General features: G+C 59.6%; 23 protein-coding genes and 1 tRNA gene. 10 read left to right on the top strand and 14 right to left on the bottom strand.

Annotated elements, in window-relative coordinates:
- The 3 genes from QZ638_RS12260 to QZ638_RS12250 all read left to right on the top strand — a co-directional run.
- A partial coding sequence (locus QZ638_RS12260) for a glycine cleavage T C-terminal barrel domain-containing protein (RefSeq protein ID WP_295810690.1) occupies window positions 1-1,275 on the top strand: 1,275 nt, incomplete at its 5' end.
- On the top strand, window positions 1,268-1,810 hold the full coding sequence (locus QZ638_RS12255; RefSeq protein WP_295810687.1) for a sarcosine oxidase subunit gamma: 543 nt from the start codon (window positions 1,268-1,270) through the stop codon (window positions 1,808-1,810). The genes QZ638_RS12260 and QZ638_RS12255, both read left to right, overlap by 8 nt.
- A gap of 60 nt (window positions 1,811-1,870) precedes the next feature.
- Window positions 1,871-2,167 (top strand): hypothetical protein, encoded by a 297-nt coding sequence (locus QZ638_RS12250; RefSeq protein WP_295810685.1) that lies wholly within the window; start codon window positions 1,871-1,873, stop codon window positions 2,165-2,167.
- 18 nt (window positions 2,168-2,185) lie between these two features.
- Here QZ638_RS12250 and QZ638_RS12245 read toward each other — a convergent pair whose 3' ends face one another.
- The gene (locus tag QZ638_RS12245) at window positions 2,186-3,589 is read right to left on the bottom strand and encodes an MFS transporter (RefSeq protein WP_295810684.1); all 1,404 of its coding nucleotides are present in this window, start codon (window positions 3,587-3,589) and stop codon (window positions 2,186-2,188) included.
- 28 nt (window positions 3,590-3,617) lie between these two features.
- A complete protein-coding gene (locus QZ638_RS12240) occupies window positions 3,618-4,280 on the bottom strand; it encodes a metalloregulator ArsR/SmtB family transcription factor (RefSeq protein WP_295810681.1) in 663 nt (220 codons plus the stop codon).
- A gap of 122 nt (window positions 4,281-4,402) precedes the next feature.
- Here QZ638_RS12240 and QZ638_RS12235 point away from each other — a divergent pair, with 122 nt between their 5' ends.
- Window positions 4,403-5,431: a DUF2156 domain-containing protein gene (locus QZ638_RS12235; protein ID WP_295810678.1), complete on the top strand. Its 1,029-nt coding sequence runs from the start codon at window positions 4,403-4,405 to the stop codon at window positions 5,429-5,431.
- A gap of 243 nt (window positions 5,432-5,674) precedes the next feature.
- Window positions 5,675-7,681 carry a BCCT family transporter gene (locus QZ638_RS12230; RefSeq protein ID WP_295810675.1) on the top strand — a complete coding sequence of 669 codons (2,007 nt, stop codon included), beginning with the start codon at window positions 5,675-5,677 and terminating at the stop codon, window positions 7,679-7,681.
- A gap of 165 nt (window positions 7,682-7,846) precedes the next feature.
- Here QZ638_RS12230 and QZ638_RS12225 read toward each other — a convergent pair whose 3' ends face one another.
- The 5 genes from QZ638_RS12225 to kynU form a co-directional block, all read right to left on the bottom strand.
- The gene (locus QZ638_RS12225; RefSeq protein WP_295810673.1) at window positions 7,847-8,554 is read right to left on the bottom strand and encodes an SAM-dependent methyltransferase; all 708 of its coding nucleotides are present in this window, start codon (window positions 8,552-8,554) and stop codon (window positions 7,847-7,849) included.
- Window positions 8,555-8,770: 216 nt separating this feature from the next.
- On the bottom strand, window positions 8,771-9,253 hold the full coding sequence (locus QZ638_RS12220) for a MaoC family dehydratase (protein WP_295810670.1): 483 nt from the start codon (window positions 9,251-9,253) through the stop codon (window positions 8,771-8,773).
- 90 nt (window positions 9,254-9,343) lie between these two features.
- The gene (locus QZ638_RS12215) at window positions 9,344-12,496 is read right to left on the bottom strand and encodes an efflux RND transporter permease subunit (protein WP_295810667.1); all 3,153 of its coding nucleotides are present in this window, start codon (window positions 12,494-12,496) and stop codon (window positions 9,344-9,346) included.
- Complete coding sequence (locus QZ638_RS12210; RefSeq protein WP_295810663.1) at window positions 12,493-13,659, bottom strand: efflux RND transporter periplasmic adaptor subunit; 1,167 nt, start codon at window positions 13,657-13,659, stop codon at window positions 12,493-12,495. The genes QZ638_RS12215 and QZ638_RS12210 overlap by 4 nt, the downstream gene beginning before the upstream one ends.
- Before the next feature lie 184 nt (window positions 13,660-13,843).
- Window positions 13,844-15,040 (bottom strand): kynureninase, encoded by a 1,197-nt coding sequence (gene kynU, locus QZ638_RS12205; RefSeq protein WP_295810692.1) that lies wholly within the window; start codon window positions 15,038-15,040, stop codon window positions 13,844-13,846.
- A 276-nt stretch (window positions 15,041-15,316) separates the two neighbouring features.
- Here kynU and QZ638_RS12200 point away from each other — a divergent pair, with 276 nt between their 5' ends.
- Complete coding sequence (locus QZ638_RS12200; protein WP_295810660.1) at window positions 15,317-15,508, top strand: hypothetical protein; 192 nt, start codon at window positions 15,317-15,319, stop codon at window positions 15,506-15,508.
- A gap of 120 nt (window positions 15,509-15,628) precedes the next feature.
- Window positions 15,629-16,303: an amino acid ABC transporter permease gene (locus QZ638_RS12195; RefSeq protein WP_295810657.1), complete on the top strand. Its 675-nt coding sequence runs from the start codon at window positions 15,629-15,631 to the stop codon at window positions 16,301-16,303.
- 109 nt (window positions 16,304-16,412) lie between these two features.
- Here QZ638_RS12195 and QZ638_RS12190 read toward each other — a convergent pair whose 3' ends face one another.
- Genes QZ638_RS12190 through wrbA form a run of 3 tightly spaced genes read right to left on the bottom strand, consistent with a single transcriptional unit; the run spans window position 16,413 to window position 18,670 of the window.
- Window positions 16,413-16,802, bottom strand: a complete 390-nt coding sequence (locus QZ638_RS12190) for a VOC family protein (RefSeq protein WP_295810655.1) — start codon at window positions 16,800-16,802, stop codon at window positions 16,413-16,415.
- Between the two features lie 39 nt (window positions 16,803-16,841).
- Complete coding sequence (locus QZ638_RS12185; protein ID WP_295810652.1) at window positions 16,842-18,044, bottom strand: CynX/NimT family MFS transporter; 1,203 nt, start codon at window positions 18,042-18,044, stop codon at window positions 16,842-16,844.
- Window positions 18,044-18,670, bottom strand: coding sequence for an NAD(P)H:quinone oxidoreductase (gene wrbA / locus QZ638_RS12180; protein WP_295810650.1), 627 nt, complete (start codon window positions 18,668-18,670; stop codon window positions 18,044-18,046). Before wrbA ends, QZ638_RS12185 begins: the two co-directional genes overlap by 1 nt.
- A 103-nt stretch (window positions 18,671-18,773) precedes the next feature.
- Between wrbA and QZ638_RS12175 the strand changes: the two genes are divergently transcribed.
- On the top strand, window positions 18,774-19,700 hold the full coding sequence (locus QZ638_RS12175; RefSeq protein WP_295810648.1) for a LysR family transcriptional regulator: 927 nt from the start codon (window positions 18,774-18,776) through the stop codon (window positions 19,698-19,700).
- A gap of 19 nt (window positions 19,701-19,719) precedes the next feature.
- On the opposite strand, the gene QZ638_RS12170 is transcribed toward QZ638_RS12175, so the two are convergent.
- The 4 genes from QZ638_RS12170 to cpdR form a co-directional block, all read right to left on the bottom strand.
- Window positions 19,720-20,553, bottom strand: coding sequence for a GNAT family N-acetyltransferase (locus QZ638_RS12170; protein WP_295810646.1), 834 nt, complete (start codon window positions 20,551-20,553; stop codon window positions 19,720-19,722).
- A gap of 235 nt (window positions 20,554-20,788) precedes the next feature.
- A complete protein-coding gene (locus QZ638_RS12165; RefSeq protein ID WP_295810644.1) occupies window positions 20,789-21,157 on the bottom strand; it encodes a helix-turn-helix domain-containing protein in 369 nt (122 codons plus the stop codon).
- A gap of 384 nt (window positions 21,158-21,541) precedes the next feature.
- Window positions 21,542-21,616 (bottom strand) — tRNA-Val (locus QZ638_RS12160).
- Window positions 21,617-21,733: 117 nt separating this feature from the next.
- Window positions 21,734-22,096, bottom strand: a complete 363-nt coding sequence (gene cpdR, locus QZ638_RS12155; protein WP_007008549.1) for a cell cycle two-component system response regulator CpdR — start codon at window positions 22,094-22,096, stop codon at window positions 21,734-21,736.
- A gap of 184 nt (window positions 22,097-22,280) precedes the next feature.
- Between cpdR and QZ638_RS12150 the strand changes: the two genes are divergently transcribed.
- On the top strand, window positions 22,281-23,171 hold the full coding sequence (locus QZ638_RS12150; RefSeq protein ID WP_295810639.1) for an N-formylglutamate amidohydrolase: 891 nt from the start codon (window positions 22,281-22,283) through the stop codon (window positions 23,169-23,171).
- 267 nt (window positions 23,172-23,438) lie between these two features.
- On the top strand, window positions 23,439-24,147 hold a 709-nt coding region (gene hisN, locus QZ638_RS12145), incomplete at its 3' end, for a histidinol-phosphatase (RefSeq protein ID WP_295810636.1).

Here is a 24,147-nt window from a genome sequence, read left to right as displayed (position 1 = left end):
AAGCCGATCCCCGAAGTGGGTCTCACCACTTTCCGCGCGCCTTACACGCCCGTCACTTTCGGCGCGCTTGTGGGGTACGGCAAGGGGCGTCTGTTCGAGCCGGTGCGGCGTACACCCATGCACGACTGGGCCGAGGCGCACGGGGCCGTGTTCGAGGATGTCGGGCAGTGGAAGCGCGCCTGGTATTTTCCGAAAGCCGGTGAGGACATGCATGCCACCGTCGCCCGTGAATGCCGTACAGTACGCCGTAGCGCCGGTATTTTCGACGCCACCACGCTCGGCAAGATCGAGGTCGTCGGGCCTGACGCCGCACGCTTTATGGAGCTGATGTACACGAACCCGTGGCAAAAGCTCGGTGTCGGGCGCTGCCGCTATGGCATAATGCTGCGCGAGGACGGTTTCATCTATGATGACGGCGTGGTGGGGCGGCTCGGCGAAGACCGCTTCCACGTCACCACGACCACCGGCGGCGCGCCGCGCGTGCTCAACCACATGGAGGACTATCTTCAGACCGAGTTCCCAGACTTGAAGGTCTATCTCACCTCCACGTCGGAGCAATGGGCGGTGATCGCCGTTCAGGGGCCGAAAAGCCGCGACATCATCGCCCCGCTGGTTGAAGGGATCGACCTGTCCGATGATGCGATGCCGCATATGTCGGTGCGCGAGGGGGCGATCTGCGGCGTGCCCGCGAGGCTGTTCCGCATGTCGTTCACCGGCGAGCGCGGTTTCGAAATCAACGTGCCGGCGGATTATGGCCGCGCCGTATGGGAAGCCGTCTGGGCGGAGGGCGAAAAGCACGGCGCTTGCGCCTATGGCACGGAAACCATGCACGTTTTGCGCGCCGAAAAGGGTTTCATCATCGTCGGGCAGGAGACGAATGGCACCGTCACGCCGCACGATGCGGGGCTTTCCTGGGCTATTGGCAAAAAGAAGTTGGATTTCGTCGGCATGCGCGGCCTGGCACGGCCAGATCTCATCGCGCCCGATCGCAAGCAACTGGTGGGGCTGAAAACAACCGATCCGAAAATCGTTTTGGAAGAAGGTGCGCAGGTCGTGGCAGATCCGAATGCGCCGGTTCCTGTGCCAATGCTGGGCCACGTTACGTCGTCTTATTGGTCGGAGAATTGCGGCCGCTCCATTGCACTTGCCCTGGGATCTGGCGGGCACGAGCGCATGGGCGAGACCCTATACATACCCATGCCCGAAGGCGCGATCGCGGTAGAGGTCACATCCACGATCTTCTTTGATGAAAAGGGAGAGCGTATCAATGGCTGACCCGATGGTCCGCACAACTTCGCTCGAAGGGCGATTTCTCAATGCTGAAGGGATCACGCTGGTGCGCGCGGAGCCGGCGACGCGGCTTTCCCTTCGCGCGTCGAAACCGGCGTTGAAAACGTTGTCGAAGGCGCTTGGACTCGATCTGCCGCAACGTCCCAAGTCCGTCGCAGCAAACGCTGGGCGTACCGCTCTTTGGCTCGGGCCGGATGAATGGCTGGTGATCGACGAAACCGGCAGCGACCTGGTGGCTGCCTGTGCCCCGGTCGCCGCATTTCATTCGGCTGTGGATGTCTCGCATCGCAACACGGCTGTTCTTGTGTCCGGCCCGCGTGTCGAGACCGTACTCAATGCCGGTTGCCCGCAGGATCTGTCGCTCGACGCCTTCCCTGTTGGCGCGTGTTCGCGCACGGTTTTCGGCAAGGCTGAAGTTGTTTTGTGGCGCACGGATAACGAGATGTTCCGGGTCGAATGCTGGCGCTCCTTTTCCGACTATGTTTTCATGCTCCTGGAGGCAGCCGCGCGCGACTTATAATGTCCGGGAGGCGGAACCGGGACGGTTGCTTCTACATTGATCCGGAAAAGGATGTTTGCGATGCAGCCCGACCCCAAGAAACCGAAGCCGGAAACACAGAACGAGCGCGACGCCAAGGAGGAAGCCCTTGATGAAGGGCTTGAGGACACTTTTCCGGCGAGCGACCCGGTTTCCGTAACGCGGGCCACCCGCACCGGCGCGCCTGATGAGTTCGCAACCAAGCAGGTGAAGAAAAAGCCGGAGGAAGAGGGGCTCGACGATGAATTGGAAGAAGGCCTCGAAGACACCTTTCCGGCGAGTGACCCGGTATCCGTGACGTCGACTACGCATACGGGGAGCCCAAGAAGAAAGAATTAAGGTGCTCTCGATCGGTCGTTAACGCGCGACCTTCCACGCTGCTGCCGCGCCGAATGCGGCCAGCGGTACGAAGCTGATAAACACCCATTGCGCTACCATTTGCATGGTTTCGAGCGCGCCCCCTTCTGCAAAGCCCACCATATTCGCGACGATACCGGCAAGGGCTGCACCAAGCGCGAACGCAATTTGCTGCGTCGTCGGCATGGCTGCGGACGCGCTGTCGCGTTCTACGTCCGGAGCGGCTGCCACCACGCGGCGGATGAGGAAGCCCCAGAGCATCCCGAAGCCGGCACCCTGTGCGATGGACAGCAGTACGATCGCCCAGATCGGGCCCTCGGCCATAATGGGGCCAAGAAGCGTGACGGCAAGAAGAATGAGGAGCGCGCCTGCTTTCATCACGACCCGCTCGCCAGCTTCTTTTACGCCTGCGAACACAATTGCGGTCGTGCTCCAGGCAACGGCTTCTGCTGCCATGACATAGCCTGCTTCGAGGGCCGACAAGCCGTGGATGCTCTGCAGAAGGAAGGGGCCGTAGACTGTGAACGACATGGCGGCTGTGCCGAGCGCCAGATTGGCGATGAAGCCGGAGCCTACTGGCGTGCGGATGTCGAAGGCACGCGTGGGGAACATCTTGTCGCCCGCGCAGCTGCTGTCGCGCTTTAGAAACAGATAGAAGAGTAGGGCACCCGCTGCCACAAGTGGCAGCGAGACTTCCGGCGTCACATAGATGCCGGCGGCCGCCACGGCCAGCACGGCGAGAGAAAGAAGTGTGAGCCGTGCCACGGGAAAACGCTGTGCCGTCTCCGATGACCCCTTGGTTGGGCGCAGAAACATTGGAACCAGAACAACGAGCAGAATCGCTTGGATCGCAAAGGTCCAAAAGCCCCAACGCCACAGGCCGAGGTCGGCGAAGAAGCCGCCTATCATGGGGCCGCAGAAAGCTGACGCACCCCAGATCGCCGACATCAGGGCGATCAGGCGTGGCCACATTTCTTTTGGAAAAAGCCGCTGGATCGCCACATAGGTGAGCGCCACCAGAAGACCGCCACCCACCCCCTGACCGAAGCGGCAGAACAGCATGGTAAGCATGTTGGGTGCTAGCGCGCTGATCGCGCAACCCACCGCGTAGATGATGGCGGCAATCACGAATGCACGGCGCAAACCCACCGCCGAGGCCGCGAGGGCTGCGGCCGCCGCTGAAATGATCGAACCCAGCAGATAAAGCGATAGGGTCCAGCTTACCAGCCGCTCGCCGCCGATCTCGGCAACTGCGGCGGGCATTGCCGTGGCGACGAGAAGTGTATCGGCGGCGTGCAGCCAGATGCCGAGGCACAAAAGTGCGAATTGGCCCAACTGGCCGGTTTTCAGGATTGCCGTCCAGCCGGCATTGCCGAGCTGCGCCTCGTGGCTTGCATCAGTCATGATATGCCTCGGTGATAGGGGCAGTCGCTTAAAGCGCTTCGATACGGTAGGCGCAGCGGCGAGCGCCTGCCAGGATATGATCCGTGCGTTCAACGTGAGTCTGCGGGCCAAGGACGGCTTTGAAAATGTTGAGCTCCGAGCGACAAAAGCCCTGACAGGCCGTCGCCGCCGCGCAGATTGGGCAATGGTTTTCGATGAGGAGAAAGGCTCCGTCATCGAGTGGTTCGATCTCGGCCATATAGCCTTCACGGGCGCGAATGCGAGCAAGGGCCGCGACGCGGTCCTTCAGGTCGAACTGGTCTGCCACCGCGCTTTTGTAGGACGCACGCATCGTCTGTTCGCGTTGATCGATAAGCTTGTCGAGACCCACCTCGCCGAACACACGGCGGATTGAATTTATCAGTTCCAATGTGAGGTCGGAATGACTGTCAGGAAAGTGGCCGTGTCCCTTCGCGGTGAGGCGCCAGACGCGTTCTGGGCGGCCGGGCCCGCGTGCTTCTTCCTGAAACCGCACCAGATCGTTCGCCTCGAGCCGGGCAAGTTGTTTGCGCACGGCAACGGGCGAGATGTTCAGAAAATGTGCGAGGCGCTGGGCGGTCATCGCTCCTTTTGTCTTGAGTGCAAAGAGAATACGATCATCCGCCGTTTCCGGCAGAGCTTCGGGCTGGATGGGAGCTATGGATGCGGACATGGCGAATCTCCGATTGACAATAAAATAACCAGTAAGTTTCTTTATTGTCAATTCCGCCTTGTCACTGTGCATGAGGCATGGCATCCATCGGTCCGTGGGGGCGCTGAACCTGATTCTTCGCCGTGAACCAGATTGCACGTTTGTCCAATTTCAATCGCCTGAGCGACAACGCTCTTCTTACCGACAATCAACGCCATGCGCTTCTTCACAGGCATGGAAATTTTGTGCTTGCCTATTCGGTCGCACACCAGCCTGGGCTGCGCTATTTCGGCAATGAGCACGGTCTGATCGCCTACCGCATGGTGGGGCGAACGGCCTATGCGTTGGCGGATCCACTTGCGCCACGCGCGTTCTGGCCGGAGCTTCTCGATGCCTTCGTGGCGGCCAAGCAGGACGTTACCTTCTGGCAGGTCTCCAGGCCCATGGCCGAGCTGCTGTCGTCGAAGGGATTTTTCGTCAATGCATTGGGCATTGAAAGCTTGATCGACCTCAAGACCTACGATTTCTCCGGTCCGTCGCGGCGTAGTTTCCGCACGGCGACAAACCGTTTCACGCGCATGGGGCACCGCGTCGCGGAGGTTCCACTCGCAACGCTGGATCCGGACCGCATCGACGCGATCTCGCTCGGCTGGCGGCGCACCCGGACCACCAAGCGACGCGAGCTTTCATTCCTGGTGCGTCCGATTCAGCTGCGCGATGAGCCGGATGTGAGAAAGTTCTTCATCTTCGATCCGGATAATCGGCCCGTGGCATTCGCCTTTTTTGATCCTCTTTACGAGAATGGCGAATTGATCGGCTATCTTTCGGCGACACGGCGCTGGCTGCCCGATACGGACCCCTTGGCAGCTTATTTTCTCGTGCGCCGCGCCGTGGAGACCTTTCAGGCCGAGGGCGTGGCGAAGCTTTATCTGGGCCTCATGCCTTTCCACAAGATCGAGGATCGGGAATTCCAGAAAGACTGGCTTACGCGGCGGGCTTTCCGGTTCATCTACACCAATTCAGTTGCACAGAAACTCGTTTACCCCACCCAATCGCTCGCTCGACACAAGGAAAGCTACGGCGGCGAAGAGCGCGAAACGTGGTGCGCGATGAGCACGCAACCCTCTTTGCCGAGGCTGTTAAAACTCATCCGCGCATGCCGAATCCTGTGAGCCCGCGGCTGTTCGGCAAGGCTTGCGCTGGCCGACGAAGCGGTGCCGCCCCGAGTATAACTGTTTAAGCGAAACACGACTCGTCATTGACAAATGTGATCATGGGTCGCAGAAACAGAACGCTTGCCGCCGGCGCTCTGCGACCGTGTTCCAGCCATTCAAGGGTCGCCAGCTCGAATTGCGAGCCACCGCTTGAGAGCGCCATCCGCCAGTTCAAACAACGGGAGCGCGAAGAATATTCCCATGTTTAATCGCTTTGTCATAAATCCGCCGGTGTTTTTCGGCGCGGTGACCATCATCGCCGTGTTTCTTTTGATCGGTGTTGTTTTCCCCGGCCGTGCCGGGGATATTTTTTCCACATTGCAGAGCAACATTCTGGCCAGTTTTGGCTGGCTTTACCTGCTTGCTGTCGGCATCTTTCTTGCCGCCGTGCTTCTGTTTTCCTTCAGCCAGTTCGGCGGATTGAAACTGGGCCCGGACGATTCCGAACCCGAGTTCAAATACCACTCCTGGGTGGCCATGCTCTTTGCCGCGGGCATGGGCATCGGACTGATGTTTTATGCCGTGGGCGAGCCCATGACGCATTTTCTCGCGCCCCCGACTGCGGAGCCCGGCAGCATCGCTGCTATGCGCGAAGCCATGACGGTTACCTTCTTCCACTGGGGCATCCACGCCTGGGCCATTTACGCGGTTGTCGGTCTGTCACTCGCCTACTTCGGTTATCGCTACAACCTACCGCTTACAATCCGATCCGGCCTTTATCCGCTTCTGAAGGATAAGATCAACGGCCCCATCGGCCACGTTGTCGACATCTTCGCCATCGTCGGCACGATGTTCGGGATCGCCACCTCACTGGGGCTCGGCGTCACGCAGATCAACGCTGGTCTCAACTACCTGATCGGCCTGCCGATATCACCATGGGTACAATTGCCGCTGATCGCCGTTATTACGGCCTTTGCGACGATTTCGGTTGTTACGGGGCTGGACAAGGGAGTGCGCATCCTTTCCGAAACGAACCTTGTCGTTGCGGTCCTGTTGATGTTCTTCGTGCTGATCGTAGGGCCGACGGCGGATCTGTTCCGTGATTTCGTGCAAAACATTGGACTTTATCTCGACACGCTCGTGCTGCGTACTTTCAACATTTATGCTTATGAGCCGACCCCATGGGTGGATGGCTGGACCCTCTTTTACTGGGCCTGGTGGATATCCTGGTCGCCATTCGTGGGCATGTTCATCGCCCGCATTTCGCGTGGACGTACGGTGCGTGAATTCGTTACCGCGGTCCTGTTCATTCCGGCAGGCTTCACCTTTTTCTGGATGACCGTTTTCGGCAATACGGCAATCTTCATCGATACCGGCGTCGCCGCCGGCGAGTTGGGGGCGAAAGTCGCACAGGATGTGTCTGTGGGGCTCTTCCAGTTCTTCACTTATCTGCCTTTGACGAGCCTCACCTCGACCCTGGCGGTGATGCTGGTGGCAATCTTCTTCGTCACCTCGTCCGATTCCGGATCGCTCGTCATCGACACCATCGCGGCAGGCGGTGAGACCGAAACCACGACCTTGCAACGTGTTTTCTGGTGTTCGCTCGAGGGATTGGTTGCTGCAAGCTTGCTTCTCGCCGGCGGGCTTGGCGCGTTGCAATCGGCCACCATTGCGAGCGCCCTGCCGTTCTCTTTCGTGATGCTTGCACTGGTGTGGGCGCTCTTTGTCGGTATGCGCGCCGACGTCGCGCAGCGCGAAGCGCACGCTGCCGTGCCGCAGGTCGCGCCGGCGTATCCCGCTTCTGGACTCACCTGGCAGCGGCGTCTGGGTTTGATGCTTCATGCGCCGAGCGAAAAAGAGACCCTGGCCTTCATCCGGAATGACGTGAAGCCCGCGTTGGAACAGGTGGCCAAGGAACTGACCGAGCGCGGACGCGAAGCCTTTGTCGAAGATGAGGAAACAGGTGCGGTTGCTCTGACTTCGCCGGCCGAGGACATGCGCAATTTCGTCTACGGCGTGGCGCCTGCCTCTCAGAGATTGCCGTCGTTCTCTGCCTTCGATGCGGCGCGTTCGGGGCTGCGTTACGAGGCCCGCACCCAATTCTCCAGCGGCAGCAAGGGGTATGACATCATGGGGATGACGCGCGATCAGATCATTCACGATGTCCTGATCCAGTATGAGCGTTACCTGTTGCTCGTGCAGTCGACAGCATCCGAGCTGGTCTCGGCCGCTCCGGAACACGACGTTCAGGCTCAAAAGGAAGAGTAGGGATCTGTCTGCCGGTCCGGTGTCTTGGATGGCTCCGGACCGGCCCGTTCTACGACCGCGTCGATGCAACGACGGACGAAACGCGCCTTCAAATCATTCGCAAGCGAAATGCCGAATGGCGGATAGAATGCATGGAGCTGCGGCCTGAAGCCCGAAAGCTCGTCTTCATCCCATCCGCATCGCCATGATCGATTTGTTCAGGAACGCGAATTTTTCCAGCATGATGTGGCCATCGTCGAACAGTCGCCTCATCTGCCGGGTTGAGATAAGCGTGTTGTGCTCGACCAGGTCGCACGCTTCCGCGCGGTCCGGCGTACGCGGGAAAAAGCCGAGCTGGAAGCGCCGTACCAGTGCGATCTTTGTCGCCTTGGGCAAATACTGAAAGCCGGGCATGCGAAAATGCGGTTCGAAGGGGAACCAGTAATTCGGTGTCTGGACGAAATAGCGTTTGGAGAGCCGCTTTGTATTCCTGGCGAACTGGCCCATCCGTTCCCAACTTCCGACATGCTCGATGACGGAGTTTGAATGCACCAGGTCGAATGCCTCTCCGGCAAAAAGAGCCGGATCGGCGGCGTCGCCGGATAGCGCCTCGAACATCCCATTATCCTCAACCTGTTCCGCTTCCAGATTGAGGAGCGTGATCTTTATCTGGTGGCGATTTTCCTTCAGGAACTCCGCGCCGATTTTCCAGTATTCTTCTGTTCCGCCTAGGTCGAGAATCCTGACCTGACGCTTTTCGGCGAGGGCGTCTTCGATAAGCGGACGAACGTTTTGAAATCGTTTTGTGCGGAAATTGAACTCCAGGCTTTGGGGGTCCTTATAGGGGCTCTTTTTCCCTGGAGCGGATGGCGGTACTTTCGAATTGACTGTCATGGAAATACTCTTGGAAGAACAGGATTTTTTTATTCAATCCAATGGGTATGCAATTCGTTCCGGATGAAGAACATTGACAAAGCCCGGCTGGAATTCGCAGCGCTCCGGTTTCCCAACGCAGGACCCGAGCCTCTACAGCATTGAGTATGGTTGTCGATCAATCAACACTATCCTGTGCTGACGCCCAGTATACGACAAATGAGCGCGTCGGTCCTATCAGTCTTCGCGGGCGCGATCCGGCATGGCCAGCGTCAGCCAGTGGGCGGTGAGGGCGGGTTTGATTGAATTTTCGATCTCCACCGAAACATCGTAATTGACCTCGGCGATGCCCGAAGGACGCAGCTTGATGGTTGCGAGCACAAAGCGGGCGCGGATCCGCGCACCGCAGCGTACTGGAGCCAGAAAGCGGATGCGCTCGAAACCGAAATTCACGCCCATGGCAGAGCCCTCGAGACGGGGCACCGCCTCGAACACCATGGTCGAAAGAAGTGAAAGTGACAGAAACCCGTGAGCGATTGTGCCGCCATAGGGCGTTTCACGCGCCGCACGCTCCGGGTCGGTGTGTATGAACTGGTGATCGTCGGTCGCCGCGGCGAACTGGTCGATCATCTCCTGCGTCACGACGCGCCATTTGGACAGGCCGACTTCTTGCCCTATCAGTTTTTCCGCTTCTTCGATGCTGATCGTCCCGGTGGTCAACGGGGCACTCCATGGCTGTTGAGCTGACCACGCGGATGGGTCTCTTTCCACCTGCGCGCCGCGCACAGATACAGTTTTGTGTTGCGGTTGTCACCCGCCTGTACGCGGCGTGTTGGGTTGCGATGATCCGTTGCCAAGGCGTGTCGCGTGGTCGAGCTCGCGTTCCAGTCTTGCTTCCTCTTCCACCTTCGGTGTGATGAAGCGCCCGAGCATTAGATAGGCGACCGGTGTAAGGAACAGTGTGGACACTGTCGCAAGGCCCAGCCCGCCGACAATGACCCAGCCGAGGGCGACGCGAGCTTCGGCACCGGCGCCGCTTGCCAGCACCAATGGCACGCCGCCGACAATGGTGCAGATCATTGTCATCGCGACCGGCCGCAAGCGAATAAGCGATGCCTGCTCGATTGCCTCACGCACGCCGAGTCCGCGGTCGCGGAGCTGGTTGGCGAATTCGACGATAAGAATGCCGTTCTTGGCCATAATGCCCACCAGAAGGACAAGGCCGATCTGGCTGTAGATGTTCAGGCTCGTTCCCGTAAGCATCATGGCAAAAACGGCGCAGGCGAGCCCGAGCGGCACGGTTGCCATGATGATGAGGGCGCTGACGAAGCTCTCGAACTGGGCGGCCAGCACCAGAAGGATAATCACGAGAGCGAACCCGAAGATGATCTGCATCGAGTTGGCGGTCTCGCCAAGAGCTGCGGCTTCGCCGAGCGGCACCATTCGCATGCCCGGTTCGAGCAGGGGGGCGGCGATCACCTGGGCGCGCTGATAGGCTTCTCCGAGCGCGATATCGGGCGCGAGCGCGGCACTGACGCCGACTGAGCGTAGCTGATCCTCGCGCGACAGGGATGGTGGCACAGCTTTCTCTTCGAGCGTGGCGATCACCGACAACGGCACGAAACGCCCATCCCCGGCTTTGATGTATATGTTCTCCAGATCGGTTGGATCGTTGACCGGATTGGTGGTCGAAACGAGTTTCACGTCGACGCTGCGGTCGTCGATGAAGACGGAACCGATCTTGCGCCCATCCAACATGGCCTGGATCGTGTTGCCGAGGCCGTTGATGTCGATACCCAGGTCGAATGCGCGATCGCGGTCGATGGCGATGGAAAGCTGAGGCTGTGTCGTGTCGTCGGAGAGCCGCGCCTGGCGAAAGCTTGGGTCTTCGTCCATCGTGGCGACGATCTTCTCGGCCGCGTCGGTCAATTTGCCGTAATTGTTGCCGGCGATCGCAAAACTCAGCCCGTTGCCTGCACCGCGTATGCCGAGGCTGTTGGGCTGGAAGACGAAGGCGCGCACGCCCGGCTCGTTGCGGACGCGTGCGGAGATGTCGGCGACGATCTCCTGCTGGCTGCGCTTGCGGTCGTCCCACGGTGCCAGCCGCAGAACGAGAAAGCCGCTATTGGCCGAGCCGCGCCCGGCGATGGAGAAGGTGCTGACAACTTCTCCGCTTTCGCGAAGCGGTTCCAGCAGCGTTTCGATACGGCGCATTCGGTCGGCGAAATAGTCGAGGCTGACGCCCTGGGGAGCCGAAACCCGCATGAATGCTATGGAGCGGTCTTCGCTGGGCGTGATTTCCGACTTGATGGAGCCGAACACGCCATAGGCGGCAGCCGCGAACAGCACTGAGATGACGATGACCACGACCGGGGCGTCGAGGCAGGCATGCAGAAGACGGCGATAGGTTGCAGAAAGAGTTGCTCCGATCCGGTCACCCGCGCCCTTGGCCTCCCGTTCCTTGTTTTCCGGATGCGATGCCAGCATGCGCGACGCCAGCATCGGGCAGAGCGACAGTGCGACGATGGAGGAAAGAAACACGGCCATGGCAAGAACGAACCCGAACTCCTTGAACAGGCCACCCGCCTGGCCCGGTAGGAAGGAGATCGGCACGAAGACAGCGATCAGCGTGGCCGTGGTCGCGAGCACGGCGAAGAAGACCTCCTGTGTGCCGAGCACGGCGGCCGCGCGCGCCCCCATGCCTTCATTGCGCCGGCGCACGATGTTCTCCAGCACAACAATGGCATCGTCCACCACCAGTCCGGTGGCCAGAACGAGTGCCAGAAGGGTGAGAATGTTGATGGAAAACCCGGTCAGATAAATGGTTGCCAGGGTGCCGATCAGCGCCACCGGAATGGCAAGCCCGGGGATAATCGTCGCACGGAAATCGCGCAGGAACATGAAAATGACGAGCAGCACGACGGTCACGGCGATAAGGAGTGCGATCTCCACTTCGTGAATGGCGCCGTTGATGAAAGTCGCGTCGTCGCTCGTAACTTCGATGTCCACCCCGTCAGGCAGGATTTCGCGCACCTCTTCCACCGCCCTGCGCACACCCGTGGATATTTCCAGCGTGTTCGATTGCGCCTGGCGGACGATGCCGAGGCCGATACCGGTGCGTCCGTTTGCCCGTAGCTGGCTTTCTCCCAGGTCGCCGCCCAGCGTCACCGTGGCGACGTCGCCGAGGCGGACGTAATCCTTTAGATAAATGGCCTCGAATTCCTGGGGTGTCGAAACCGCGGCCGTGGCGCGCACGGTCAGATCCTGCGTCGTGTTGCTAAGGGAGCCCGCAGGCGTGTCGAATGCGACCGTGTCCAACGCCTCCGAAACATCGGCAACCGTCAGCCCCATGCTTGAGAGTTTGGTCTGGTCTATGTCGATGCGGAAAATTTCGGTGCGGTCGCCATAAACCTGAACGTCGGCGACCCCGGGCACTGCGGAAAACGCATCGACGACTTCATCTTCCACCAGCGTTGTCAATTCCTGCACTGGCATGCTTGAGGACGTCAGCGCAATGCGCATCACTGCCTGTGCGTCGTTGTCGGACTTGATGATGCGCGGAGCATCGGCGTCTTCGGGCAGATTGTTCTGGATGCGCCCCACCGCATCCCGCAGATCGGAAGCGGCGGTATCGAGATTGACGTTGTCACTGAATTCGATCGTCACCCGGCTGCGACCGTAGGAGGATTCGGAGGAGATCGCCACCACACCTGAAACGCGGGCAACCGCACCTTCTATGATAGCCGTCACCTCACGATCCATGGTTTCGGCGGCGGCGCCTGAAAAATTGGTGGAGACGGTAATGACCGGGCGGTCTACGTCGGGCAGTTCGCGGACCTCGATACCGAAGAGCGCGGCAAGCCCGGCAACGGCGATCAGCGTGTTGAAAACGAAGGCGAGAACGGGTCGCCGGATGAAGAGGGCGGTGATGCCCGTTTGGGCATTGTGAAGCGCTTCCTTCACGTGGCGGATCCTTCCGCATTGGCGAATTTCGCTCCGGCATTTGCCGGGTTGCCTGCCGTTTCGACCGGTGCGCCTTCGCGCACGTTGTGGATGCCCTGTGTGACGACGAGATCGTTCTCGCCGAATTCTGCCTCTACGAGCACGCTGTCGGCATTACGTTGCACGATGCGCACCGCTTTCTGCCGTGCCATGCCGTCTTCGACCGTCCATACAAATGGGCCTTCCGTGCTCCACTGGATCGCCAGCGGATCGATAGCCGGATAAGTTTCGCCTGGAAAACGCATGGAGATGGTGAAGGCCATGCCGGCGCGCAGCCGGTCGTCGGGATTGTCGATTCGTCCTTCGATCCGCAGCGTGCGGCTTTCAGGATCGATACGGTTGTCGATGGCGCTGATTTCGCCCTCGTGCACCGATGAGGCGCGTGCCACGGAAGTCGCCGTGACCGGTGAGCCGATATCGATAAGATCGGCATAGCGTTCTGGAATCCAGAAATCGACCAGGATTTGCGTCCGGTCGTCGATGGTGGCGATCTCGGTGCTGCTCGTTACGTAGCTTCCCGCCGAGATGGGCAGAATACCCACCGTGCCGTCGATGGGCGCGGTGATGGAGCGGCGTTCGAGCGCAAGTTCGGCTTCACGCTTGGCCAGTTCCGCGTTGCGGAGCGCAAGTTCCGCTTCGTTCTGCTGCACGACGCTGACCGTGTTGGATGTACGCAATGCCATGACGCGGTCGAGCGTGGCCCGGGCATCGTCCAGGGCGATTACAGCGCGATCCACGGCGATTTCTTCGGCATCCGAGTCGAGTTTGGCCACGAGGTCACCGGCCCTGACCTCGGCTCCGGAGGTTACGGCGACTTCGACGAGCGTTCCCGAAGTCAGGGGATTGACGGTTACCGAGCGCAAAGCCCTGCCTGTGCCGATGGCGGACAGCCGGTCGTTGATCGTTGCATAGGCGATCGGTGCCGTCACCACGGGACCTGGCACGCCGCCACCGCGGCGTCCTGTCTGCGGACCGCCTTCGGCGTTTTGCGTCGAGGTTTCCACCGGGTCGATGATCCCCGCGCGCGCGAGCACGTCCTGCGCACCGGGATAGTACCAGAACCATGCAAATGCTGTGGCGATAAGAACGATGAGGCAGGCAATTGCCTGTTTCCAGAAAGACATGCACGCTCCGGCTATTCGGTCTTGGCTATGGAGGCGGCGCTCGTCAGCCGGTATACCGGTCGCTTCAGGCCATGTTCTTTATGCCAGCTTCTTGGCGGTTTTTCACCTTTTCTAGTATTAAATTATCGTAAGGCTACGCGATCCGGGCGGGTTTCTTAAGTGAACGACAATGCCGGCCAAATCGTCAGGTTACCTTTGCCCGCTTGCGATACTTTTCCTGATCCCAGAGCTTCTCGCACATGACGCGCTCCAGAATTTCGGCCGCCGCCTGAATATCGGCATGCCTTAGATAAAGCGGTGTCATGCCGAAACGCAGAATATCCGGAGCTCGGAAATCGCCGATAACGCCATTGGCAATAAGCGCCTGCATGACTGCGTATCCTTCCGGATGCCGGAATGAAACCTGGCTGCCGCGCCGCTCGTGGGCACGAGGCGTTACGAGCTCTAGCTCTGGGCAGCGTCGCTCCACCTCGGAGATGAAGCGATCGCATAGTTCCTGCGATTTCTGTCGAACCAGCGTCATGTCGACGTCCTCAAAGGCGTCGAGTGCGATATTGAGAGACGAGAGCGAAAGGATCGGCGGCGTGCCCACCATCATCCGGTGGATTCCGGCCGCCGGCAAGTAGTCTGGGGTAAACGCAAAGGGGGTCTTGTGTCCCATCCACCCCGATAGAGCCGGCGCCACTCCTGCCAGATGGCGTTCGGCAACGTAGAGGAAGGCCGGCGCACCGGGACCCCCATTCAGATATTTGTAGCCGCACCCTATGGCGAAATCCGCTTCGGCCGCATCGAGATTCACTGGAAAGGCCCCGGCGCTGTGGCACAGATCCCAGATCGCCAGAGCGCCGTTTTTCTGGATGTGTTTCGTCATGGTGAGCATGTCGTAGCGCTCGCCGGTTCGATAATCGACCTCCGTCAGCAGCACCGCGGCGACAGTCTCGTCCACCGCATCCTCCATTGTGTCGGCTGTGGCGAGCTTCAGTTCATAGCCCTGACCAAGCAGTTTGGTCAGCCCGTCGGCGACATAAAGGTCGGTCGGAAAATTGTTTCTGTCGGAGAGTATGACGCGCCGGTTCGGACGCAGAGACAGAGCCGCTGAGAGCACTTTGAAGATATTAACCGACGTAGAATCGCCGACTGCGACGCAGTTCGTCTCTGCACCGATCAGGGCGGCGATCTTACCCGCGACCTGGGATGGCAGATCGATCCAGCCTGCATCGTTCCAACCGCGCACCAACCGCGTCCCCCACTGGTGTTCGATCACATCGTTCATGCGATCGCTGAGACCGGCCGGCAAAACGCCGAGGCTGTTTCCATCCAGATAAATCACCTCCTCCGGTAGGACGAATCTGGACCGGATACTCCTCAACGAGTCCGACATGTCGGCCTCATCGGCACTTGCCATCACATGCACATCCTGATTTTGTTCTTTCATGCTCATTTGATCAAAATTTTGTCTGGCTGGAGAATTATATATAATATGAATGATTATATGAAATATGAGGTCGAAACAATGCCGCACGACGATCCGTCGGAGTTGGACGGGATGTTTGCCGCCTTGATCGGATACGGTCGGTGAAGTTTTTGCGCCCGGTGCAACTCTGCGCCGCATGGCCTTATCGAAGCGCCATCGCGGTTCGAAGAGACGGATTCTGTCGTGCTTGACTCAAGTAGCGATTATCGTGTCGCGCCGGTGCCGATCATGGAACTGCCAGATTCCGGACAGGCGCGGGCGGTGGCGGAGTACACGCTTCTGGAGACGGCCATTGCTTATGGAATCCGGTCCGGCAATGCGCCATCTTGGCGTGTCGTCATCGCCTTGCACAGCCGACGCGGTGTACAGGTTTGACGATCGGAAAGTTCATGCATCAGCTCGGCGTCACCGGTGATTTTGGAAGAAGGTGCAGCGGTGCGGTGCGTCTGAATAGAGTGTCGCATTGCCCACCGATAAACAAGTAAGGGGAGAAGAATGCCGGGATTCGTTGACACGTTCTTGAACGCCGAGGTCTTTGTTCGTGTCTTTCCAATGCTGTTGAGCGGGGTGGTTAACACGATCTTCCTGGCGCTGACCACGATTACGCTCGGCGGTCTGGCCGGTGTTCTGATCTGTCTGGCGCGGCTTTACGGCCCACGTCCGGTACGGATTCTGGCCGTTCTGCATGTGGATGTGTTTCGCGCACTGCCCATTCTCGTCGTTCTGGTGCTTATCTATTACGCTTTGCCGTTTGTCGGGATCAGCCTGAATGCGTTCACATCCGCAACTTTAGCGCTGGGGCTGGTGTTCTCGGCCTTCACGGCCGAGGTTTTCCGCGCTGGCATCCAGTCGATACCGGACGGCCAGTCGGAGGCGGCCAAGGCGCTTGGCATGCCGTTCTGGGCGATCATCTACAAGATCATCCTGCCGCAGGCGTTTCGTGTGGCCATTCCGCCGCACACGAGCAATTCCGTTGCGATCGCCAAGGACACCTCTCTGGCGTCGGTGGTGGCAATGCCCGACCTGCTTAAACAGGCGACCGACGCCCAGGCGTTGACGGCGAACCCCACGCCGCTGATCGTCGCGGCGATCATGTATCTGATCGTGCTTTGGCCCGCTGTGCGACTGGTGTCCTATCTGGAAGAGCGCTTCCGGACGGTGAAGCGCTGAGGAAAGCCCTGATCGGCACGGCGCAGACCGGGCCGATCCGTTACCAATATTGAAGATCACGACGGTCGGGAAACCGGCCATCCTGTCTCCCCACATAGGCTTCAAAGTGTCATGGCTCCCAGCCGCCGCTACCATAGGGCCTGGTGATGAGCTCCATGAGATGCCCGTTCGGGTCTTCAAAATAGAGGCCGCGACCACCGTCGTGTCGGTTGATGCCGTGCTGGCGCTTTTGTGGATCGGCCCAGTAGGGCCTTTGTTTCTGAACGAGGCGCTCCAGAATATCGTCGAAGTCCTGCTCATCGACAAGAAAGGCGTAGTGCTGTGGCGTGATGGCGTGTTCCACATTCATATAGTCGAGGTTCGCATCGTTGTCGGTCGTGACCATCCAGAACGGTCCCCAGCGGGTGGGTTCTGGCAGTGAGAGGATCTGGGCGAGAAAATCGGACGAAGCCTCCGCGTCCCGCGCGGCAAGGATGGTGTGATTGAATCTTATGCTCATTTCAGTGAACTCCTGCGAAAAGGCAAAACTTCCGGCCGGTTACTCGGATGAATTCCAGGACATGCGTCTGAGCCGCATGGCGACCCCGGCCGTAAAGAGGGTGGCACAGGCCACCAGGATTGATGCCGATTCCCAACCGAACCTCTCGATCGCGCTGCCGATGGCGATGGGGCCGACGATCTGGCCAAGATTGTTGCCCTGCACGATCAGACCCAGCACCACCGGCGTGAGACTTGCGGTCGGTGCGGCCAGCGGCGCGGATGCAAGAAGGGTTGCCGGGATCAGTCCTCCCACTGCCGAAAAGACGACGCAGAGCACGAAAGCGGTCGTGTTTGGCAACACAGGCAGGAAAATCCCGAGGCCGGTAACGCCCATGACGAGGCCCGTACCTGCAAGGAGCGATGCGCGTCGGATTCCATTCGAAAGCAAATAACCCGCGGCTAAATTGCCAAGAATGTTCGATATTGTCGCGAAAGCGCTCAGCAACCCCGCTGTCTTGTGCGTGACTTCCATACGCTCCATCAGGAGCACGGGAAGAAAACTGAACAAGGCAAAGAACACCAGGCTGTAGAGTGCGAACACGATGGCGAGCACGACGAGTCCGCCGGTGCGTACGACCGCGAGCGTATTTGCAAGAAGGCTTCGCCACGACCAGGCCAACCGTTCACCCGTTGCAGGTATGGCGAACATGACGGCAAGGCATACGCCCAGCGTGGTGGCGCTGCTCGCCCACCACATGGCGCGCCAACCTTCGAAAAGCGGGCCGGTAAGCATCGCAAGCGTCATGCCGACAGGCATGAAGCAACTCCATAAACCGAAGGCGAGATCGCGGTGGGCACGCTCGGTCACATGCCCCAAAATCGAAGGTGCCGCGACCGTTATCATGAGAAAGCCCGCGCCTTCGATGACCCGCGAAAGAAGAAGTATCGGAAGCGTCGTTGCCAGGGCGCCCATTGCTGCACCCGCCGCTATGGTAAGCAGACCCAGAACGAGCACGCGGCGGCTGCCGAAGCTCGCCGTGAAGGCGCCGGTGAATATGCCGCCGATCAATCCAAGAACGGCGAAGATACCGGTCAGCCAGCCGATTGCCGCGAGGCCAATGCCGAGATCTTCCTGCATGACCGGGGCGGCGATTGCCACCTTGCCGACCTGTAACGCGGCCACCACGCCCGTTGCGACCAGCAGAAACACAGCATTCCAGCGGGTGGCGATCGGCTTTGAGGTTTCAACGATGCCGACCATCACGCTGCCTCGATTTTTCTTCGCGAGGCCAATGCGAGGGCGACTTCCGCGACGTGTCGGCCTTGAAAACGGGCTCCCTCGAGTTCGTTGGCGCTCGGCTGCCGGTCCCCGCCAGTGCCGTCGTCGGCGAGTGTCGAGGCACCGTATGGCGTGCCGCCGGTGATTTCGTCCATGCGCATCTGCCCCTTGAAACTGTATGGCAGACCGACAACGATCATCCCCAGGTGAAAGAGCACCGTGTGGGTGGATTGAATGGTGGTTTCCTGCCCGCCGTGCTGACTGCCGGTGGATGTGAAGACACTTCCCACTTTCCCGACCAGCCTGTCTTCAAACCAGAGCTCGCCGGTTTGATCGAGAAAGTTCTTCATCTGGGAAGCCATGTTGCCGTAGCGGGTCGGGGTACCCAGAATGATCGCATCGTAATCTGCGAGCTCGCTCACCGTTGCGACGGGAGCCTGATGATCTACTTTGTAGCCCGATTCTCTGGCCACGGTTTCGGGAACGAGCTCGGGAACGCGCTTCACCGCGACCGACGCTCCAGCCTGCCGGACACCATCCGCGATCGCAGCCGCCATTGTCTCGATATGGCCGTAGGACGAATAATAGAGCACGAGTACCTTGGTCATTTTCCTTGCCTCATCGCAAATTCGGGGAGGCCAGGAAGATGCAGGCTGTAAATGTCCGGAGTAAGTGATATAATATATATTAAGATGATCATATGGATCGATCATGCTGGATGCGTTGACTCTGGACCAGATGCGAACTTTCGTGACGGTTGCCGATAGCGGGAGCTTTCGCGCGGCCGCTCACAAACTGTCTCGTGTTCAATCGGGAATCAGCGTGGCAATCGGAAATCTCGAGGCGCAACTCGGCGTTTTGCTGTTCGATCGCTCGGGCCACCGGCCGGTATTGACGCCGGATGGAGAGATGCTTCTGGCCAATGCGCGGGACATATTGCTTCGCGTCGACGCCATGCGTGCGAAAGCACGCGGGTTGGGCATCGGGGTCGAGCTTGAGTTACCGATTGTTGTCGATACGCTCTTCCCCATTGAACGAATCGGCGTCGCCATTGCTCGAATGCGGGAACGCTATCCGTCGGTGATGCTTAGAATGGCGGTCGAGCCGCTTGGCGGCCCGCTTCAAGCTCTGAGAGAGAAGCGCTGTGCCCTCGCTGTTATGGTCGGGGAAGACTTTCGCGATCCACGTATCGTGTACGAGGCACTTTCGTCGATATCACAAGTGGCGGTGGTTGCGGCTCAGCATCCACTGGCAGTGGGTGCTGGTCGCGCAATCGCAGTTCCCGAGCTCGCCGATCACATTCAGATTGTGCTTTCCGACCCGTCGGATGTGTCGCAGGGGCGCGATTTCGGCGTGGTGTCGCCGCAAACCTGCCGTGTCAGCAGCCAGGACGCCAAGCATGCGCTCATTCTTGCCGGGGTCGGTTGGGGTCGGCTTCCGTTATGGCTGGCGGAACGGGATTTAGAAGATGGCCGCTTGGTCAGGCTGAATGCAAATTCGCTCGGACGCAATGGCAGGGTCTCGTCCGAATCCTATCTGGCTCATCGCCTTGACGAACCTATGGGACCGGCGGCGCGCGAGTTCGCCGAGGTGCTCAGGTGTTTAAGCGCGCGAAGCATCACAGATGGATCCGAATAGCCGGTGGATCGCCACCGATCTAAAGATCCATCTTCAACTCGTATTGCCCGGCCGTTTCGCTGGCGTCGAGACATTGCATCAAGCCGCGGAAAGATTGATCGTCCGATTGGACATTCAAGAGACGCAAGACGGGGGCGTTCAGTCTGGATAGCAGGGTGCCGATAAGTGCGCGGCCTACGCCGCGCCTCCGCATGTCTTGGCGAACGGCGAGTTGATGCAATGTTGCCGTTGTGGTTTCCGCGATCACATATCCGCTTAGTCCGTGCTGATCCCGCAGCGCCACACAATGCAAGACACCGGCGATGGCCCGCATTGAGGCGTCGCTGTTTTGCCAGGTGGGCTCCCAGTCTCGGATGTTGGCGACTTCCGTCTCGATAAGCTGCCACGGGACGGAGCTCATGTCCGCGTCGTTCCGGACGCCGGACCTTGCGGTCACCGTATAGCAATCGAGCCGGCGGCGGAGCTGCATTCCAATGCTTTGGTAGAGCCGGATGGCCTTCTCATTGTCTCGCAGGACCTCCAACTGAATTGAACGGACCCCGATGTCTGCGAGCGCGGCGATACAATTCTGCGCCAGTGTTTTTGCAAGTCCACGCCCGCGGAACGTTGGTCTCGTCCCACTGGAAATCAGGTAAGCCCGCTCGTCGCGGAGCGACATGAGCCAGATTGCGGCAACCCGCCCGTCAACAATGGCAACGCGTGAATGACGGCGATCAAGGCCGCGCTGCTTCATCATCAGGTCGAAGGCCGGCTGGCTGAGTGTCAGGGGGATCTGATAATCGGAAAAGGCGTCCACCATCGCCTCGCGAAGTTCCGCACCGGAGAAGCTTTCGGCCGTGGTGATCTCGGGCATCTCCATGTTCCCTGTTCAAAAATGCGATTTCGTGGGCGATGATTTTTCTGCGCGGAGGTTCCAGATAAGAATCGAAATGCCTGCCCGGATAGACTCGTCTCTCGCCCATTGGAACAGGCTGGACGATGAGACGAGCAAGGTTCCGGCGGCGTGTGCATAGCGTCTTCGGCCAGGCACAAGAACGGCGACGTCGTCAAGCGGTGCGCTGTTCCGTCTGCCAGGCAGCGATCTTTCGTCAGTTTCCACTTGCGCCGGTCTCCGAAGCCCGGAGGGTGGGCGCCCATGTCCTGCGCGCCCATCGTCCCAGCGGAGCGATCAGTTCGAACAGTTCATGTCCTTCTCGCGTCAGGGTATAAGCGCGCTTGTTCGCGTCGACGAGTTTCGCCAACACCAATTCTTTCAGGCGCGTGTTGAGGACGCCAGGTGAAATCGCCTCGCATTTCGACTGCAGTTCGTTGAAACTGAGCTCGTCCGCTTCCGCCAGCACCCAGACGATCCCCAATGCCCAGGGCCGCCCGAGAAGATCGAGCAGCGCCATGACTGGCGCGCCTGATCGGGATCCTCGCACGGGTGTGCCGGGCAGGGGTATTTTCACGTCCGCCATTCAGGCATCTCCGTCGCTTCGATTCGAAGGCTTGACGATTGTTAGCCCGGCGAACGGATGCAGACAACTATCGATTCAATAGTCATCTGCGCACCAGCGCTTCTCGTCGGGAATGGTGGATCGTTGATCCCACCCGTTTCCGATTTGCTTCTCTCCGAAGCCCGCAGCCACGTCGGTACTTTCCGCCGGGCGTGGCAAAAACGGTCGGCACACATTCTCCTTATAAAGGCGATGAGGCTTTCGGATCAGTGGTGGGAAACGCTGAGAGGCTCGCCGATAGGGCTGCCGGTCGGTTCTTCGCGCAAGCGAATGGTAAGGCGGGGTTCCAAGGTTTGATGAACCTGGCGGGAACGTCGTAAATCTTGGCTAAGCGATTGATTTGGATGGTGGGCGTGACTGGGATTGAACCAGTGACCCCTACGATGTCAACGTAGTGCTCTCCCGCTGAGCTACACGCCCATCCGACGCGCGCATAGATCACATATTCACAGCTGGCGTCAATAGATAGTTTCGGTGTTTTCGCGGCAATTTGGAGATCGGCCTCGCGGGTCTGCCCATCGATCCTGAAAACCGGGTTCAGGCTGCCTGAAGAAGTTTTTCAACCTCGTTCACGAGATCGCGCAGATGGAAAGGTTTGGAAAGAACTTTTGCGTCCTGCGGCGCATTCGAATCGGGATTGAGCGCCACGGCGGCGAATCCCGTGATGAACATCACCTTGAGATCGGGATCGATTTCCGTGGCCCGTCGTGCAAGTTCGATGCCGTCCATCTCCGGCATAACGATGTCGGTCAGCAAGAGAGAAAAAGGTTCCTCGCGCAGCCTGTCATAAGCGCCCGCTCCGTTGTCGAAGTCGACAACTTCGTAACCCGCTCGTTCCAGCGCCTTAACAAGAAAGCGCCGCATGTCATTGTCGTCTTCCGCCAGGAGAATCCGTGCCATTGTGCCGTCCGAATCGTGCGAGAGCGGTCGTCCCGCAAACCGCTTGTGTGTATGCAGCTATATGATTCCCGCATGGTAAATATCAAGTGAATCCTGCTGGGCCAGGCTGTGGAGCGGCTGGACAGGCGCGCTTGCGGGTGGCAGGCTTTACCGGAAGACGGCGTGGCGGAGGCGTAAAACACGAATGAGTGCTGCAGCGGATTTTGAACAGATCCCCGCTTTCGAGCTGCACGCTCCGGCGTCTCAGGCGGCGCCCTTCGTGTTCAACTCGCCGCACAGCGGGCGTCATTATCCGCAGCGTTTCCTGGATATGAGTCGGCTCGATGCCAATGTCATCCGACGGTCCGAAGATTGTTACGTAGACGAGCTTTTCTCCGGTGCGGTCGCTTGCGGTGCACCGCTCCTCATGGCCAATTTTCCACGCGCCTATCTCGATGTGAACCGCGAGCCCTGGGAGCTCGATCCGCGCATGTTCTGCGAACCGGTTCCCGCTTACGCCAATATCCGCTCGCCCCGCGTCGCTGGAGGGCTGGGCACCGTGCCCAAACTTGTCGGCGAGGGGCTCGACATCTATCGGGGGCGGCTGCCGTTGGCCGAGGCCGTGTCGCGCATCGAGACGATTTACGAGCCTTACCATGAATGCCTGAAGCGTCTCCTCATCGAAACGCATTGTGCGTTCGGCCACGGCATCCTGATCGATTGCCATTCCATGCCGGCGGGTGTGCGTTCGGGCGAAAGCGCTCTGCGTCCCGATTTCATTATCGGCGATCGCTTCGGGGTCTCGGCCGCTCCGGCACTGACTGAGTGCGTGATCCGTCTTCTATCGGCGCGTGGCTATTGCGTCGTACACAACAAGCCCTATGCGGGGGGCTTCATCACCGAGCATTACGGTCGTCCTGCTCAGGGCCTTCATGCGCTGCAGATCGAGATCAATCGCAGCCTTTACATGGATGAGCGCACATTGGAAAAAACGCAGGGCTTTCATGCGCTGATGGACGATCTGACCGGTTTCGTGCACGAACTCATGATCGTCGCCGGACAATATTTTACCGAGTACCCGCTCGCAGCCGAGTGATGCTTTTATGTTGCAATGCATCAATATAGAAGCGCCGGGCGGCAGAAAAAAAGACCGTATCGCATCCGCGACACGGCCTAAGGTCTAGGGAGGAAACGCCCAAAAGGGCATTCGGCAGACGAACTGCCTGGAAATAAGTTTATGTTGCATTGCAGCATTGTCAAGCGTTAACCGTTCGACGAACATTGCAAACCGCTGCGTTCGCGGCGAAGATCGTTTTTTCGCCCGTCCGCCTACCAGCCGAATCCGAAAAATCAGGAGTGTTCCATGACCGTCTCGCCGGCCCTGATGCGCCGCATTGCCGAGGCTGCGGCAGCGCAAACCCTGCCACGGTTCCGCCAGCCGGTGCTCATCGACAACAAGATCGATGGAGGCTTCGACCCGGTGACGGAGGCCGACCGCGAGGCTGAAAAGGCGATCCGGGCGCTGATCGGCGAGGCTTATCCAGACCATGGCATTCTGGGTGAGGAGTTCGGTCTCGAGGGCGAGGCGAGCGATCATCGCTGGATTATCGATCCCATCGATGGCACGCGGGCTTTCATTTCCGGTCTTCCGCTTTGGGGCACCCTGGTGGGGCTCACCGTGTCCGGTCGGGCCGTTGCCGGCATGATGTCGCAGCCATTCACGGGCGAACTCTTCTACACGGTCGGCGAGGGCGCCCACTATGAGGGGCCGGGTGGGGCGCGTCGGTTGAAAACGCGCGACACGTCCGAGCTCGCAGACGCCACCCTCTGCACCACTACGCCGGCGCTGTTCGATCCGTTGCGTCGCGCCGCCTATGACAAAGTCGAAAACTCCGTCTGCCTCGCCCGCTACGGCACCGATTGCTATGCCTATGCGATGCTGGCGGCGGGGCAGATCGACCTCGTCGTCGAAACGGCGCTTCAGCCCTACGACATCGTAGCGCTCGTGCCTCTGATCGAGCAGGCGGGCGGAGTGATCACGAACTGGGCCGGCGGGCGGCCGGAGAGCGGCG

The sequence above is a fragment of the uncultured Nitratireductor sp. genome, assembly GCF_913053745.1.
In the GTDB taxonomy this organism is placed as follows: Bacteria; Pseudomonadota; Alphaproteobacteria; order Rhizobiales; family Rhizobiaceae; genus Nitratireductor.
This window is presented reverse-complemented; position numbering and strand designations above follow the sequence as displayed.

Bases quoted from the DNA above. Each gene is read 5' to 3' on its own strand.
- QZ638_RS12255 (WP_295810687.1), top strand. From the start codon at position 1,268: ATGGCTGACCCGATGGTCCGCACAACTTCGCTCGAAGGGCGATTTCTC.
- QZ638_RS12250 (WP_295810685.1), top strand. From the start codon at position 1,871: ATGCAGCCCGACCCCAAGAAACCGAAGCCGGAAACACAGAACGAGCGC.
- QZ638_RS12245 (WP_295810684.1), bottom strand. From the start codon at position 3,589: ATGACTGATGCAAGCCACGAGGCGCAGCTCGGCAATGCCGGCTGGACG.
- QZ638_RS12240 (WP_295810681.1), bottom strand. From the start codon at position 4,280: ATGTCCGCATCCATAGCTCCCATCCAGCCCGAAGCTCTGCCGGAAACG.
- QZ638_RS12230 (WP_295810675.1), top strand. From the start codon at position 5,675: ATGTTTAATCGCTTTGTCATAAATCCGCCGGTGTTTTTCGGCGCGGTG.
- QZ638_RS12225 (WP_295810673.1), bottom strand. From the start codon at position 8,554: ATGACAGTCAATTCGAAAGTACCGCCATCCGCTCCAGGGAAAAAGAGC.
- QZ638_RS12210 (WP_295810663.1), bottom strand. From the start codon at position 13,659: ATGTCTTTCTGGAAACAGGCAATTGCCTGCCTCATCGTTCTTATCGCC.
- kynU (WP_295810692.1), bottom strand. From the start codon at position 15,040: ATGTCGGACTCGTTGAGGAGTATCCGGTCCAGATTCGTCCTACCGGAG.
- QZ638_RS12195 (WP_295810657.1), top strand. From the start codon at position 15,629: ATGCCGGGATTCGTTGACACGTTCTTGAACGCCGAGGTCTTTGTTCGT.
- QZ638_RS12190 (WP_295810655.1), bottom strand. From the start codon at position 16,802: ATGAGCATAAGATTCAATCACACCATCCTTGCCGCGCGGGACGCGGAG.
- QZ638_RS12185 (WP_295810652.1), bottom strand. From the start codon at position 18,044: ATGGTCGGCATCGTTGAAACCTCAAAGCCGATCGCCACCCGCTGGAAT.
- wrbA (WP_295810650.1), bottom strand. From the start codon at position 18,670: ATGACCAAGGTACTCGTGCTCTATTATTCGTCCTACGGCCATATCGAG.
- QZ638_RS12175 (WP_295810648.1), top strand. From the start codon at position 18,774: ATGCTGGATGCGTTGACTCTGGACCAGATGCGAACTTTCGTGACGGTT.
- QZ638_RS12170 (WP_295810646.1), bottom strand. From the start codon at position 20,553: ATGCCCGAGATCACCACGGCCGAAAGCTTCTCCGGTGCGGAACTTCGC.
- QZ638_RS12165 (WP_295810644.1), bottom strand. From the start codon at position 21,157: ATGGCGGACGTGAAAATACCCCTGCCCGGCACACCCGTGCGAGGATCC.
- cpdR (WP_007008549.1), bottom strand. From the start codon at position 22,096: ATGGCACGGATTCTCCTGGCGGAAGACGACAATGACATGCGGCGCTTT.
- QZ638_RS12150 (WP_295810639.1), top strand. From the start codon at position 22,281: ATGAGTGCTGCAGCGGATTTTGAACAGATCCCCGCTTTCGAGCTGCAC.